This is a genomic window from Achromobacter sp. 1011811831 (assembly GCF_059760905.1).
This window is the reverse complement of the sequence record NZ_JCBANG010000078.1, coordinates 17961-32394: the sequence shown is the minus strand read 5'-3', so window position 1 is coordinate 32394 and position 14434 is coordinate 17961. Positions and strand designations below refer to the sequence as shown.

At 67.8% G+C, this 14434-nt stretch carries 10 protein-coding genes; 5 read left to right on the top strand and 5 right to left on the bottom strand.

From position 1 onward, the window contains the following. Positions 1 to 58 precede the first annotated feature (58 nt). The 4 genes from AC6LJ9_RS23855 to risA all read right to left on the bottom strand — a co-directional run bounded on the left by AC6LJ9_RS23855 (position 59) and on the right by risA (position 3423). Positions 59 to 577 carry a carboxymuconolactone decarboxylase family protein gene (locus AC6LJ9_RS23855; RefSeq protein WP_212318859.1) on the bottom strand — a complete coding sequence of 173 codons (519 nt, stop codon included), beginning with the start codon at positions 575 to 577 and terminating at the stop codon, positions 59 to 61. Positions 578 to 652: 75 nt separating this feature from the next. Continuing rightward, positions 653 to 1201, bottom strand: a complete 549-nt coding sequence (locus tag AC6LJ9_RS23850; RefSeq protein ID WP_006389231.1) for a peroxiredoxin — start codon at positions 1199 to 1201, stop codon at positions 653 to 655. A 58-nt stretch (positions 1202 to 1259) separates the two neighbouring features. Continuing rightward, entirely contained in the window at positions 1260 to 2654 is a 1395-nt protein-coding gene (gene risS / locus AC6LJ9_RS23845; protein ID WP_212318861.1) for a sensor histidine kinase RisS, read from the bottom strand. A 34-nt stretch (positions 2655 to 2688) separates the two neighbouring features. After that, positions 2689 to 3423 (bottom strand): response regulator transcription factor RisA, encoded by a 735-nt coding sequence (gene risA / locus AC6LJ9_RS23840; RefSeq protein ID WP_003813882.1) that lies wholly within the window; start codon positions 3421 to 3423, stop codon positions 2689 to 2691. Between the two features lie 130 nt (positions 3424 to 3553). On the opposite strand from risA, the gene tsaB reads away from it, so the two are divergent. Then, on the top strand, positions 3554 to 4786 hold the full coding sequence (tsaB, locus tag AC6LJ9_RS23835; RefSeq protein ID WP_498149466.1) for a tRNA (adenosine(37)-N6)-threonylcarbamoyltransferase complex dimerization subunit type 1 TsaB: 1233 nt from the start codon (positions 3554 to 3556) through the stop codon (positions 4784 to 4786). Positions 4787 to 4818: 32 nt separating this feature from the next. Next, positions 4819 to 5748 carry a uracil-DNA glycosylase gene (locus AC6LJ9_RS23830; RefSeq protein ID WP_498149467.1) on the top strand — a complete coding sequence of 310 codons (930 nt, stop codon included), beginning with the start codon at positions 4819 to 4821 and terminating at the stop codon, positions 5746 to 5748. A gap of 314 nt (positions 5749 to 6062) precedes the next feature. On the opposite strand, the gene lplT is transcribed toward AC6LJ9_RS23830, so the two are convergent. Then, positions 6063 to 7370 carry a lysophospholipid transporter LplT gene (gene lplT / locus AC6LJ9_RS23825; protein WP_498149465.1) on the bottom strand — a complete coding sequence of 436 codons (1308 nt, stop codon included), beginning with the start codon at positions 7368 to 7370 and terminating at the stop codon, positions 6063 to 6065. A 310-nt stretch (positions 7371 to 7680) separates the two neighbouring features. Here lplT and smc point away from each other — a divergent pair, with 310 nt between their 5' ends. Genes smc through ligA form a run of 3 tightly spaced genes read left to right on the top strand, consistent with a single transcriptional unit; the run spans position 7681 to position 14423 of the window. Further along, a complete protein-coding gene (smc, locus tag AC6LJ9_RS23820; RefSeq protein WP_498149464.1) occupies positions 7681 to 11211 on the top strand; it encodes a chromosome segregation protein SMC in 3531 nt (1176 codons plus the stop codon). 45 nt (positions 11212 to 11256) lie between these two features. Further along, positions 11257 to 12318, top strand: coding sequence for a cell division protein ZipA C-terminal FtsZ-binding domain-containing protein (locus AC6LJ9_RS23815; protein WP_498149463.1), 1062 nt, complete (start codon positions 11257 to 11259; stop codon positions 12316 to 12318). Then, on the top strand, positions 12318 to 14423 hold the full coding sequence (gene ligA, locus AC6LJ9_RS23810; RefSeq protein WP_498149462.1) for an NAD-dependent DNA ligase LigA: 2106 nt from the start codon (positions 12318 to 12320) through the stop codon (positions 14421 to 14423). Before AC6LJ9_RS23815 ends, ligA begins: the two co-directional genes overlap by 1 nt. The last annotated feature ends 11 nt before the right edge of the window (positions 14424 to 14434 follow it).

The following is a 14434-nucleotide window of genomic DNA, read 5'->3' as shown; positions in this document are numbered from 1 at the left end:
GGTTTTTTCTGGGCGGTTGCTCAGGCGCTGGCCGGCGCATGCCGGCGGACGCTCCGGCTTACTTGCCCTGGGCGGTCAGCGCCAGCGCGGCGGCGTTCACCACGGCGGCGATGCGGCCGGCGTCGCGCACCTGTTCGGTCGACAGGCCTTCGTTCTTCACGATTTCATAGTGCGACTGGACGCAGAAGTGGCACTTGCCGACGATGGAGGCCACCAGCGCGAACAGCTCGAAGCGCTTCTTCTCGACGCCGCCGTGCGTGGCATAGGCGTTCATGCGCAGTTGCGGCGGCAGGCTCTTGAGCTGCGGATCGTTGGCCATCTCCACGTAGGGATACCAGATGTTGTTCATGCCCATTAGCGCGGCGGCGGACAGCGCGGCATTGGCGTCCGTCTCGGACAGGCCGCTCTTGAAGGCTTCGACCAGGAACGGGCTGCGCGCGGCATAGGCGGCGGCCAGCGCCGCACCCAGGGCGTCTTCGGCCGGCAGGGTCGAGCGGGATATCACGGCGTCCAGATTCAGGCGGATGTCCTTGGCCCAATCCGGCAACTGTTCTTTGATGGTGGAGAGGAATTCCATAGTTTTTACCTATAATCTAGCGCAGTTAAAGCCCGGCAGGAGCTTGCGCATGCAAACCCCTGGCCGGGCTGGAAATTACAGCGTGGCGCCGCCAACCGTACGGTTGCACGGGCACAGCTCGTCGGTTTGCAGACCGTCGAGCAGACGCAGAACTTCTTCCGGGTTACGGCCGACGTTCAGGTTGTTCACCGAAACGTGCTGGATCGTGTTGTCCGGATCGACGATGAAGGTGGCGCGCAGGGCAACGCCAGCACCCTTTTCACGCACGCCCAGCTGGTCGATCAGGGCGCCGGTGGTGTCGCCGAACTGGTAGTGACCCAGCTTGTTCAGGTCCGGGTGCTCACGGCGCCAGGCCAGCTTGACGAATTCGTTGTCGCTCGAACCGCCCAGCAGGACGGCGTCGCGGTCTTCGAAATCCTTGGCCAGCTTGTTGAAGCCAACGATTTCGGTCGGGCACACGAACGTGAAGTCCTTCGGGTAGAAGTAAATCACCTTCCACTTGCCGGGGAAGGAGCTTTCGGTGATGTCTTCGAACGCGGACACGCCGTTTTCTTCATGCTGGTTGAAGCCGGGCTTGACGCCGGTAACCTTGAAGGGCTCGAGTTTGTCGCCAACAGTTTTCATGTTTACTCCTAGTGTTGTCGGTGGAATGAAGCCTGTGCCTCAAACCACTAATTCTACGCTATTGATTTTCACTGTCTAATTGATAATTCCTAAATTTGGCTTTGGGCAGCTCTATCCGCGCGGTCAAACCGCCCCCCTCGCGGGGGAGCATGCGCAGGGATCCGCCCACATGCTTGAGCAGCCGCTCGACAATGGCCAAACCCAGGCCGGCGCCGCTGACGCCGGTGCGCGCGGCTTCGCCGCGCGAGAAGGGACGTAGCAGGCGCTCCACGTCCTCGGGCGCGATGCCCGGTCCGCGGTCGCATACCTCGATGGCGATGATGCCGCCCTCAGCTTGCAGTGTCATGACCAGATGCGCCATGCCGTCTTCTGAGCGGCCGTAGCGACGGGCGTTCTCGATCAGGTTGCTGACGATGCGCTTGAGGTCCAGCGCGGTGATGCGCGCGCGCAGGCCGGGCTCCAGCGAGGCGTCCAGTTCGCCGCCCAGCGAGGCGGTATGGCTGCGCTCGCGCTCGTAGAGTTCGGCCAGCACAGCGGAAATGTCCGTCGCCAGCTGGGGCAGGGTGCCCGCCGGACGGGCGTATTCCATGAGCTGGCCGATGCTGTGGTCGATCTGGCCCAGGTCTTCGTCGATGGCCTGGCGCGCGTCTTCCGACACGCCGCTCAGCTCGATCTCCAGGCGCATGCGCGCCAGCGGCGTGCGCAGGTCGTGGGAAATCCCTGCCAGCATCAGCTCCCGGTCGGCCTCGGCCTGCCGCAGATCCTTGGCCATGCGGTTGAACGAGGCGTTCAGGTCACGGATTTCGAGCGGCCCCTGCTCAGGCAGCGGCGCCGGGTTCTCGCCGCGCGACAGCACCTGGGCCGCGCGCGCCAGCCGCGACAGCGGCCGGTTCACGAAGCCCACGCTGACGGCCGCGCCCACCAGCGACAGCAGCAATGCGGTCGCGCCCCAGCCCAGCCATTCGATGCCCCCGGTCAGCCCGATCTGCTCGCGCTCGAACACCAGCCAGTACAGCTCTTTTTCGATCTGGAAGCTGACCCAGAAGCCCGGCACCTGGTTCACGCCCCAGGCGATCTGGGTCTCGGGACCGAAGCGCGTGCGGATATGCTGCGCCACGCGCTGCCAGTAGTCGTCGTCGGGCAGGGCCTCGGCGTAGTCGGTGACCTCGCGCGGATAGACCTGGATGCCTTCATTGGTGGCCAGGTCGAGCAGGAGCTTGCTGCGTTCGCCGTCGTGGGAGTAGATCAGCGCGGTGCGAGTGATATTGACGGCCGTGATCACCCGCTGCGCCATCTGGTTGGCGCGCGGGCCCAGCTCCATGCTGAAGAAGACTTGTAGCCACGCACCCAGGCTGACGAGCATCAGCGCGGCGAGCAACAGGAACGTGCGGCCGAATAGTCCCAGCCGCAGACGCGAGGTCAGGTTCCTGAAGGTTTTGCGCAAGCGGGGCACGAGGCTGCGCTCCTGCCCGGGGCGGGCTTGTCGATCAACTGCCACCGTCCGGAACGAACACGTATCCCAGGCCCCAGACGGTCTGGATGAATACGGGCTTGGACGGGTTCGGTTCGATCAGCTTGCGCAGGCGGGAAATCTGCACGTCCAGGCTGCGGTCGAAGGCTTCGTACTCGCGGCCGCGTGCCAGTTCCATCAGCTTGTCGCGCGACAGCGGAATCTTGGGATGGCGCGCGAACACCTTCAGCACGGAGAATTCGCCCGTGGTGATGGGCACCTGTTCCCCGTTGCGCGTCAGCGTGCGGGTGGACAGGTTCAGCACGTAGGGGCCGAAGGCGATGGATTCGTTTTCCTGGCTGGGGGCGCCGGGATGTTCCTCGGTGCCGCGGCGGCGCAGGATCGCGTTGATCCGGGCCAGCAGCTCGCGAGGATTGAACGGCTTGGACAGGTAGTCGTCCGCGCCCATCTCCAGGCCGACGATGCGGTCGATTTCTTCCGCCTTGGCCGTCAGCATGATGATGGGTGTGTTGTCATGGCCACCGCGCAGCCGGCGGCAGATGGACAGGCCATCCTCGCCGGGCAGCATCAGATCCAGCACGAGCAGGTCGAAATGCTCGCGTTGCCAGAGTTTGCCCATCTCTTTGGCGTCTTCGGCGACGAAGACGTTGAATCCCTGCTCGGACAAGTACCGGCGCAGCAGATCGCGCAAGCGCGGATCGTCGTCGACGACGAGGATTTTGCGGGTGGGGGTGGTGTTTTGAGTGTTCATGGCCGGAAATGTAACAGTGACAAGAACCAGCGGCTAGAGGGCGTTCACAAGATATTACACATTGCGAGCCCTGGTTGAAATCCCCCTTCTCGACGGGTCAAAGCCGTCTAATTTCGTACAATCTGCACCTATGGAACTAAACCTGCTGGCTCTGGAAACCTCGTCGTCGCGCTGCGGCGTAGCCCTGTTGCGCGCGGCCGACGGCCGGCTGGACATCACCGTTCGCGAGTGCGAGGGATCCCAGGAGCACGCCGAACGGCTGCTGCCCATGGCCGGCGAACTGCTGGCCGAGGCAGGACTGGCCCCTGACGCGCTGGCCGCCGTGGCGTTCGGCCAGGGGCCGGGCGGTTTCACCGGCTTGCGGGTGGCCTGCGGCGTGGCCCAAGGCATGGCCCTGGGACTGGATATTCCCGTGCTGCCCGTGGTTTCGCACCTGGCGGTGGCCGCGCAGGCGGGAGCCGCGCCGGGCCAGGCCGTGCTGGTGGCGCTGGACGCCCGCATGAATGAAGTCTATCTGGCCGTCTACCGACGGGCAGGAACGGAAGGCGACGAGCAGGCTTCCTGGGAGACGCTCCAGGAACCCATGCTGATCGCCGCCGCCGAAGTCGTGCCCTGGGCGCAGCATCATCAGTCCGGCTGGCGCCTGGATGCGCCGCTGTTGATCGCGGGTGATGCCTGGGACGCTTATGCGGCCGACATGGCGCCGGCGCCCGCCTGGCGGCGGGCCGACGCGCTGCGTCCGGAAGCCGCCAGCGTGGCGCGGCTGGCGCGCCAGGACTGGCTGCGCGGCCAGTCCGTGCCGGCCGAACTGGCCGCGCCACTCTATGTAAGAGACAAGGTCGCCTTCACCACCGCGGAGCGCATGCGCGGCGAAGGCGGCAACCCCAAGGCGCGCCCGGCCATCCCGGCGACGCCGCAGCCGCTGACCGACGCCGATCTGGACGAGGTGGTCGCGCTGGAAGCCAATGTGCAGTCCTTCCCCTGGACGCGCGGCAACTTTTCCGATGCGCTGGCGGCCGGCTATGGCGCCTGGACCTTGCGCCAGGACGGCAAGCTGGCGGGTTTCTGTATCCTGATGTTCGCGCCGGATGTGGCCCATCTGCTGGTCATCGCCGTGGCCAGGAACCTGCATCGGCAGGGGCTGGGCGGCGAGCTGATGCTTTGGTGCGAACAGCGCGCGCGCGAGCGCGGCCTGGAGGGCGTGCTGCTGGAAGTGCGGCCGTCCAACGTCTCGGCCATCGCTTTCTATAAGAAGCACGGCTATCTGCAGATCGGCGTGCGCCGCGGCTATTACCCGGCGGACAAGGGCGGACGCGAGGACGCCCTGGTCATGCAAAAGCGTTTCGACGCGAGCGGAGCCTGAGCATGAACGCCGTCCGGTCGCCCGAAGACATCATGTCCGCCATCCCGCCGGCTGGCGCCGCCGCGCCGCGCGTGAATCCGTTGCAGCGCATCTGGCTGCGCGAGATCGGCATGGAGAAGCTGTGGCTCAAGTCCGCGCCTGCTGTCCGCCAGGCCGATGCGCAAGTCATTGACTTGAAAAAGGAAGTGCCCGTCCGCCCGGCTCAGGTCGAACGTCCGGACCCGGCCTCGCCGGTCGCGCTGCCCGTTGCCGCGGCGCCGCAGGCGCAGGCCGCGCCCGGGCCGGACGCGCCGGCGCGCGTCGCCCCGGCCGTGCGCAGCGGCCCGCCGCCCAGGCCGGTCGCCAAGCAGGAGCCGGAAGTCGCCGAGGCCCCGGTCATTCCCGTCGCCGAGCGCGTGCGCAACGCCACCCTGGACGAGCTGCGCGAACAGGTCGTGTCCTGCACCGCCTGCGGCCTGTGCCAGGGACGCCGCCACGCGGTCTTCGGCCATGGCGGCCAGCCGGCGCGCTGGCTGGTGGTGGGCGAGGCGCCGGGCGAACAGGAAGACCGCCAGGGCCAGCCCTTCGTCGGCCGTTCGGGCCAGTTGCTCGACGCCATGCTGTCGGCCGTGGGCATGAGCCGCGAGCGCGACGTATTCATCGCCAACGTGATCAAGTGCCGCCCGCCGGGCAACCGCAACCCCAAGCCCGAGGAAATCGCTGCCTGCAGCCCCTACCTGATGCGCCAGATCGAGCTGCTCAAGCCTGAGCGCATCCTGGTGCTGGGCCGTTTCGCCGCCCAGACGCTGCTGGGCACCGAGGCCACCATCGGCAGCCTGCGCGGCCGTGTGCACCAGCTCAAGACCGACGCCGGCCCGCAGATCCCCGTGATCGTCAGCTACCACCCCGCCTACCTGCTGCGCAGCCCGGTGGAAAAGTCCCGCGCCTGGCAAGACCTGAAGCTGGCCTCCAGCCTGAACTGACGCGCGCATCCGCGCGCCGTCTGATTTCAGCGATTGAGTGTGAGCGCACGGCGCGCCGCCAGCATGCGCGCCCAATGGGCGCTGCCGCGTTGAAGCGCCAGAGCTGGCCAGCATGCTTGAGACGGGCCGCCCGAGAGACACGCACGACCATCCGACATTGCCACCCCAATCGAGGCCGCGCGGAGCCGGCTTTGCCGGTCCGCAGCGGCGCCCTTGAGGGGGGAAGCGCGTAGCGCTTCTAGGGTGGGATTATCCTTCCGGTCCGCAGCGGCGCCCCCTTGAGGGGGAAGCGCCAAAGGCGCTTCGGGGGTGGGTTACTCCCCCAGGGCCCGGCCGTGACCTTCCTGGCCGATCTGCTCCTGCAGCTCCGGATTGGCCTGCAGGTTGCGCTTGCACCAGCGCATGAAGACAACCATCAGCACGGCGACCACGGTGCCGAACATCACGATGATGATGTTGATCGGCAGCTGCAGCCACAGCAGCAGCGTGTACATGGCGACCATGAGCAGGATGTTGAGCTGCTCGTTGAAGTTCTGCACGGCGATGGAATGGCCGGCGGAAAGCAGCACGTGGCCGCGGTGTTGCAGCAGGGCGTTCATGGGCACGACGAAGAAGCCGGCCAGGCCGCCGGTGACCAGCAGCAACAGGTAGACGCTCCAGGGGGCATAGACCAGCGGCATCAGCAGCACCACCAGGCCCATGGCCGCGCCCACCGGCAGCACCGACAACGCGCGGCGCAGCGGAATGCGGCCGGCCAGGATCGAGCCCACCACGGTGCCCAGCGCCGCCACGCCCATCAGGATCGAGGCCTTGTCGAGCTGGTAGCCCAGGTGGCTGCGACCCCATTCGATGACGATCAGCTGCAGCGTGGCGCCGGCGCCCCAGAACAGGGTCGTGACGGCCAGCGAGATCTGGCCCAGCTTGTCGCGCCACAGCACGCAGACATAACCCCAGAAGGTGCCCATGAGCTTGATCGGGTTTTTCTGCTGCGGCGGGTAGCGCACGTGCGTCTGCGGAATCATCAGGTTGCACAGGGCCGCCAGCAGGTAGACGAAGGCGATCACCAGGATGGCCGCCTCGGCTGGCGAATGCACCAGCTTGCCGATGAAGGAATGGTGCAGCAAGGCGTTGGACACGTGCGACGAGATCAGCAAGCCGCCCAGCACGGTGCCCAGGATGATGGACAGCACCGTCAGGCCCTCGATCCAGCTGTTGCCCTTGACCAGCATGGACGGCGGCAGCATTTCGGTGACGATGCCGTACTTGGCCGGCGAGTAGGCGGCGGCGCCGATGCCGACCACGCCATAGGCCGCGCATACCAGATACGTCTGATATTCCGGGGCGATGCCCAGGCTGGCGTATGAGAACATCAGCAGACAGCCGGCGACCTTCAGGGCATTGGTGCTGAACATCACCCGGCCCTTGGGGAAGGAGTCGGCGAAGGCGCCGACGAAGGCGGCCAGCACCACGTAGGCCAGGGCGAAGGTCCATTTCATCATGGGCGCCAGCCAGTCAGGCCCGTGCAGTTCCTGTATCAGGGCGATCGCCGCGATGAACAGCGCGTTGTCCGCCAATGATGAGAAGGCCTGCGCGGCCATGACCAGATAGAAACCACGTTTCAAGAATGTCCCCGATGCCTGGCCCGAGCCGGCCAGCCTGCTGGTTGAATAGTGTGCCGTTCCAAAAAGTGTCAGGGAGTATAGCCGGTGGCACAGTCCTGCCCGGCTCGGCGTTTGCCCGCGGTTTGACCGGATCGGGATGGCGCGCGCGTCACGCCTCTTGACGCTTGTTCACGTTCGGGGACAGACCGCCTGCGGTATCATACGGGCCATATGCGCGCCGGCCCTCCTGGGGCCGGTTTGCAATCTGCGCGGCAGGTCCCGGTCTGTTAACGCCTTTCGTTCAACCCACCACCCGGTCCGTCATCGTACTGTGCGTCTTACTCAGCTAAAACTCGCCGGCTTCAAGTCCTTCGTCGATCCCACCGTGATCCCCGTGCCCAGCCAACTGGTGGGCGTGGTGGGCCCCAACGGTTGCGGCAAGTCGAACATCATCGACGCCGTGCGCTGGGTGCTGGGCGAGGCCAAGGCTTCGGAGCTGCGTGGCGAGTCCATGCAGGACGTCATCTTCAACGGCTCGGGCAACCGAAAGCCGGCCGCGCGCGCCTCGGTGGAAATGGTGTTCGACAACAGCGAAGGGCGCGCCGCCGGCCAGTGGAGCACCTACGCCGAGATCGCGGTGCGCCGGGTGCTGACCCGCGACGGCACCAGCAGCTATTTCGTCAACAACCAGCAGGTCCGTCGCCGCGACATCCACGACATCTTCCTGGGCACCGGCCTGGGCGCCCGCGGCTACGCCATCATCGGCCAGGGCATGATCAACCGCCTGATCGAGGCGCGCCCCGAAGAACTGCGGGTGTTCCTGGAAGAGGCCGCCGGCGTGTCGCGCTATAAAGAGCGCCGCCGCGAAACCGAGAACCGCCTGTCCGACACGCGCGAGAACCTGACCCGGGTCGAGGACATCCTGCGCGAGCTGAACAGCCAGCTCGAAAAGCTGGAGGCGCAGGCCGAAGTCGCCACGCGCTATCGCGAGCTGCAGGCCGACGGCGAAAAGAAGCAGCATTCGCTGTGGTTCCTGAAGGAAACCGGCGCGCGCGAAGAACGCGCCCGCAAGGCCCAGGAAATGCAGCAGGCGCAGAACGAGCTGGAAGCCGCCATCGCCGGCCTGCGCGCCGGCGAGGCCGAGCTGGAATCGCGCCGCCAGGCGCACTACGCCGCCAGCGACGCCGTCCACTCCGCCCAGGGCCAGCTCTACGAAGCCAATGCCCAGGTCAGCCGCCTGGAGGCCGAGATCCGCCACGTGGTGGATTCGCGCAACCGCCTGCAGGCGCGCCGCGAGCAATTGCAGCAGCAGATCGCCGAGTGGAACACCCAGCGCGAGCACTGCACCGAACAGATCGCCCAGGCCGAGGATGACCTGGCCACCGGCGCGGCCCGCACCGAAGAGGCGCGCGCCGCTGCCGAGGACGCCCACGCGTCGCTGCCCGACGTCGAGCAGCGCGTGCGCGAAGCCGCCGGCGGCCGCGACGAGATGCGCGCCGCCCTGGCGCGCGTCGAACAGAACCTGGCCCTGGTGGCGCAGTCGCAGCGCGATGCCGACCGCCAGATGCAGGCGCTGGAACAGCGCCGCGAACGTCTGCAGCAGGAATTGCGCGAACTGCACAGCCCGGATCCGGCGCGCCTGGAACAGCTGGCTGGCGACCGCGCCGCGGGCGAGGACCAGCTCGAAGAGGCCCAGGGCCAGCTGGCCGAGCTGGAAGCCCGCGTGCCCGAGGCCGACGCCGAGCGCAGCCGCGCCCAGGGCGATGCCCAGACCGAAGTGCAGAGCCTGGCGCGCCTGGAGGCCCGCCTGTCCGCCCTGGTCAAGCTGCAGGAAGACGTGCAGAAGCAGGGCGCGCTGGAACCCTGGCTGGCCAAGCACGAGCTGGCCGGCCTGCAGCGCCTGTGGCAGAAACTGCATATCGAGCCGGGCTGGGAAACCGCGCTGGAATCGGCCATGCGCGAGCGCATGGCCTCGATGGAAGTGCGCAGCCTGGATTGGGCCCGCGCCTTCGCCGAAGACGCGCCGCCCGCTCGGCTGGCCTTCTACCAATTGCCGGTCGCGGCCCCCGCGCCGGCCGCGCCCGCCGGGCTGACGCCGCTGGCCAGCCTGCTGCGCATCACCGATCCCGACCTGCGCACGCTGCTCAACGAGTGGCTGGCGGGCGTCTATACCGCGCCTGACCTGGCCCAGGCCCTGGCCATGCGCGCCACGCTGCCCGCCGGCGCCGCCTGCGTGGTCAAGGCCGGCCATCTGGTCGACGCGCACAGCGTGCGCTTCTACGCGCCCGACTCCGAGCAGGCGGGTCTCCTGGCCCGCCAGCAGGAGATCGAGAACCTGCAGCGCGAAATCAAGGCGCAGCAGCTGATCGCCGACCAGACCCGCGCCGCCGTGGCCCGCGCCGAGGTCGCCTGGCAGCAGGTGTCCCAGTCGATCGCGCCGGCGCGTCAGCGCGTGGCCGAGGTCACGCGCCGCGTGCACGACATCCAGCTCGAGCATTCGCGTCTGCAACAGCAGGCCGAGCAGTCCGGCGAGCGCGCCTCGCGCCTGCGCCAGGACCTGGAGGAAATCGCGGCCAATGAGGAAGACCTGCGCGCCGCGCGCGAGGAAGCCGAGGCCCGCTTCGAATCGCTGGACGAGGAACTGGCCGAGCATCAGTCGCGTTTCGCCGACGCCGAGATCGAAGGCGAGACCCTGGCCGCCCAGGCCGAGGCCGCCCGCGCCAAGCTGCGCGAGCTGGAGCGCGCCGCTCAGGAGGCGGAATTCGCCGAGCGCGGCGTCCAGGTCCGCATCACCGACCTGCAGCGCAACCGCCAGCTGGCCGCCGATCAAAGCCAGCGCGCCAATGTCGAGCTCGAACAGCTCCAGGCCGACCTGACCGAACTGGACGCCTCGGCCTCGCAGGCAGGCCTGCAGGACGCGCTGGAACTGCGCGCCGAGCGCGAGGACGCGCTGTCGCGCGCGCGCCAGGAAATGGACAATCTGGCGGCCCTGCTGCGCGGCGCCGACGAGGACCGCCTGACGCAGGAACGCCTGCTGGAGCCGCGCCGCGCCCGCATCACCGAACTGCAGTTGCAGGAACAGGCCGCGCGCCTGGCCGAGGAACAATTCACCGAGCAGCTCAACGCCCGCGAGGTCGACCGCGAGGCGCTGGCCCAGGAACTGGCCAACCAGCCCGACGAATGGCGCCGCGCCAGCTGGCTGCAATCTGAGGTCTCGCGCATCTCGCGCCAGATCGAGTCGCTGGGCTCGGTCAACCTGGCCGCGCTGGACGAGCTGAACAGCTCGCGCGAACGCAAGGGTTTCCTCGATTCGCAACACCAGGACCTGATGACCGCCATCGAGACCCTGGAAGACGCGATCCGCAAGATCGACCGCGAGACTCGCGAGCTGCTGCAAGAGACCTTCAATACCGTCAACGGCCATTTCGGCGAGCTGTTCCCCAAGCTCTTCGGCGGCGGCGAGGCCAAGCTCACCATGACCGGCGAGGAAATCCTCGACGCCGGCGTGCAGGTGATGGCGCAGCCTCCGGGCAAGCGCAACAGCACCATCCACCTGCTGTCGGGCGGCGAAAAGGCGCTGACGGCGACTGCGCTGGTGTTCGCGCTGTTCAAGCTCAACCCCGCGCCGTTCTGCCTGCTGGACGAGGTGGACGCACCGCTGGACGACGCCAACACCGAGCGCTACGCCAACCTGGTCAGCAACATGAGCGAGCAGACGCAGTTCCTGTTCATCTCGCACAACAAGATCGCAATGCAGATGGCCAAGCAATTGGTCGGCGTGACCATGCAAGAGCAGGGGGTTTCGCGTATTGTTGCGGTAGATATAGATTCGGCCGTGCAAATGGCCTCCGAAGCGGCATAAACCCAATATTCAGAAGGGCGCCGGCTGACGGCGCGGGATTTACACATGAGTGATTTGCAGATCGGGCTGATTGCCCTGGGCGTCTTGCTGATACTGCTGGTGCTGGGCTTCAACTGGTGGCAGGACCGCCGGGTCCGGCGCAAGATGCAAAGCCATTTCCCGACCAGCGAGCAGGATCCCCTGCTGGGCGCCGGGGCGGCTCCGGCCGCCGGCGTGCCGCGTCGCGAGCCGGGCATGGGCGGCGATGCGCCGCGCGCGCATCCCGAGCAGCCCGTGCCGGTGGACGCCGGCAGCGACGCCGACGATACCGAGGAACCGGATCCCGCCTGCGAAGTCGTCATCGAAATCCATTTCGCCGAGCCGGCCCGTGGCGCCGATGTGCTGCCCTACCTGCAAAGCCTGCGCCATGTCGGCCGCAAGCCGATGCGCGTGTTCGCCACCACCGACCAGGGCCGCCATCGCGCCCGCATCCACGCAGGCGAGAGCTATGCCGCGATGTCGCTGGCCGTGCTGCTGGCCAACCGCAGCGGTCCGCTGACCGCCATTGAATGGTCGCAGGCCTGGGCGCGCGCCCAGGACCTGGCCGAGCGTTTCGAAGCCACCATCGAGGGGCCGGACCAGCAAGCCGTGCTGGAGCAGGCCGCCCGCCTGGACGACACTTGCGCCGCGCTGGACACCCAGGTCGGCCTGACGCTGCTGCTGGGCGGCGCGCAACCCGCCGCCGAAGTGCTGAACGTGGCCCGTGACACAGGATTCGTCGCCGACGGCAGCCGCCTGGCCTGGCCGTCCGACAACGGCGTGGCCCATTTCACGCTGTCGCGCGCCGACGGCGCCGCATTCGACGCCGGCATGGGTGGCATCGAACGCCTGTATCTGCTGCTGGACGTGCCTTGCAGCCCGGCCGACAGCCGCGCCTTCGGCCGCATGGTCGAGGTCGGCCGCGAGCTGGCCGCGCGCCTGCGCGCCGAACTGGTCGATGACCAGGGCAAGCCGCTGGCCGATGGCTCCGAAACCGTGATCGACGAGCGCCTGCAGGTGCTGTTCGGCCAGCTGGAGCAGGCTGGCCTGCCCGCCGGCAGCGCGCGCGCGCAACGGGTCTTTGCATAATGAGCAGCCCCTCTGGCGGTGAAACCGCGGCCCAGGCCGCGGCGCGCCTGCGCGCCGAAATCGAGCAGCACAACGTCCGGTATTACGTCTACGACGATCCCTCCATCTCGGACGCGGCATACGATGACCTGATGCGGGAGCTGCAGGCCCTGGAGGCCGCGCATCCCGAGCTGGTCACGCCCGAGTCGCCGACCCAGCGCGTTGGCGCGGCGCCGGTTTCGGCCTTCGGCAGCGTCAGCCACGCCGTGCCCATGCTGTCGCTGGGCAATGCCTTCGAGGCCGAGGACGTGGAAGCCTTCGACCGCCGCGTGACCGACACGCTGCGCGGCGCGGGCCTCCTGGGCCCGGCCGAAGAAGCCGACTATTTCTGTGAACTCAAGCTCGACGGCCTGGCGATCAGCCTGCGCTACGAGGACGGCCGCCTGGTGCAGGCCGCCACGCGCGGCGACGGCCAGACCGGCGAGGACGTCACCTCCAATATCCGTACGATCAAGGCCATTCCGCTGCAGCTCAGCGGCCCCGCGCCCAAGGTGCTGGAAGTGCGCGGCGAAGTGCTGATGAACCGCGCCGATTTCGAAAAACTGAACCAGGCGCAGGCCAAGCGAGACGAAAAGATCTTCGTCAATCCGCGCAACGCCGCCGCCGGCAGCCTGCGCCAGCTCGACCCCCGCATCACCGCCAAGCGGCCGCTGCGCTTCTTCGCCTACAGCTGGGGCGAATTGCGCGGTATCCCGCAAGAGCAGGCCGGACTGTTCGACGAGGCAGCTTCCGGCGCCGAGGCGCTGCCCGGCGATACCGGCAAGCTGCACGGCGCCATGCTGGACTGGCTGGGCTCGCTGGGCCTGCCCGTCAACGTGAAATTCAACCAGCGCGTCCGTGGCGCCCAGGGGCTGCTGGACTATTACGCCAAGGTCGGGGCGCTGCGCCCGTCGCTGCCCTATGACATCGACGGGGTGGTCTACAAGGTCGATTCGCTGGCGGCGCAGAGGCTGCTGGGCTTCGTGGCTCGCGCACCGCGCTTCGCGCTGGCGCACAAGTTCCCGGCCGAAGAGGCCACCACGACCCTGCTGGACATCGAGGTGCAGGTGGGACGCACCGGCGCCATCACGCCCGTCGCGCGGCTCAAGCCGGTGTTCGTGGGCGGCGTCACCGTGACCAACGCGACGCTGCACAACGAAGACGAGATCCGGCGCAAGGATGTGCGCATCGGCGACACGGTGATCGTGCGCCGCGCCGGCGACGTGATTCCCGAGGTGGTTGGCGCGGTGCTGGAAAAGCGGCCCGCCGACGCGCGCGAGTTCGTCATGCCCACCGCCTGTCCGGTCTGCGGCTCGGCCATCGAGCGGCTGGAGGACGAGACCATCGCCCGTTGCACCGGCGGCCTGTTCTGCGGCGCGCAGCGCAAGCAGACGCTGTGGCACGCCGCCAGCCGCAAGGCGCTGGATATCGAAGGGCTGGGTGAAAAACTGGTGGACCAGCTGGTCGACAGCGGCCGCGTGAAGTCGCTGGCCGATCTGTACAGCCTGCGGCCGCTCGAACTGGTGGGCCTGGACCGCATGGGCCAGAAGTCGGCCGACAACCTGGTCGAGGCCATCGACAAGGCCCGCGCGCCGGCGCTGGGACGCCTGCTGTTCGCGCTGGGTATCCGTCACGTCGGCGAGACCACCGCGCGCGACGTGGCGCGCCATTTCGGCAGCATCGAGGCCATCATGGACGCCGACGAGGACGCGCTGTCGTCCGTGCCGGACGTGGGGCCGGTGGTGGCGGGCTCCATCCGCCGCTTCTTCGCCGAACAGCACAACCGCGACGTCATCGAACAGCTCAAGTCGCAGGGCGTGCATCCGGTGGCCGAGGCCATGCCCGAGGACACCACGCTGGCCGGCAAGACCTTCGTGCTGACCGGCACGCTGCCCACCTGGACGCGCGAGGAAGCCTCGATGCGCATCCAGGCGGCGGGCGGCAAGGTCAGCGGCTCGGTTTCCAAGAAGACCGCCTACCTGGTGGCGGGCGAAGAGGCCGGCAGCAAGCTGGCCAAGGCGCAGGAACTGGGCGTCACCGTGCTGGACGAGGACGCGCTGAAGGCGCTGCTGGGCCTGGACGGCTGAGCGCGCCCGCC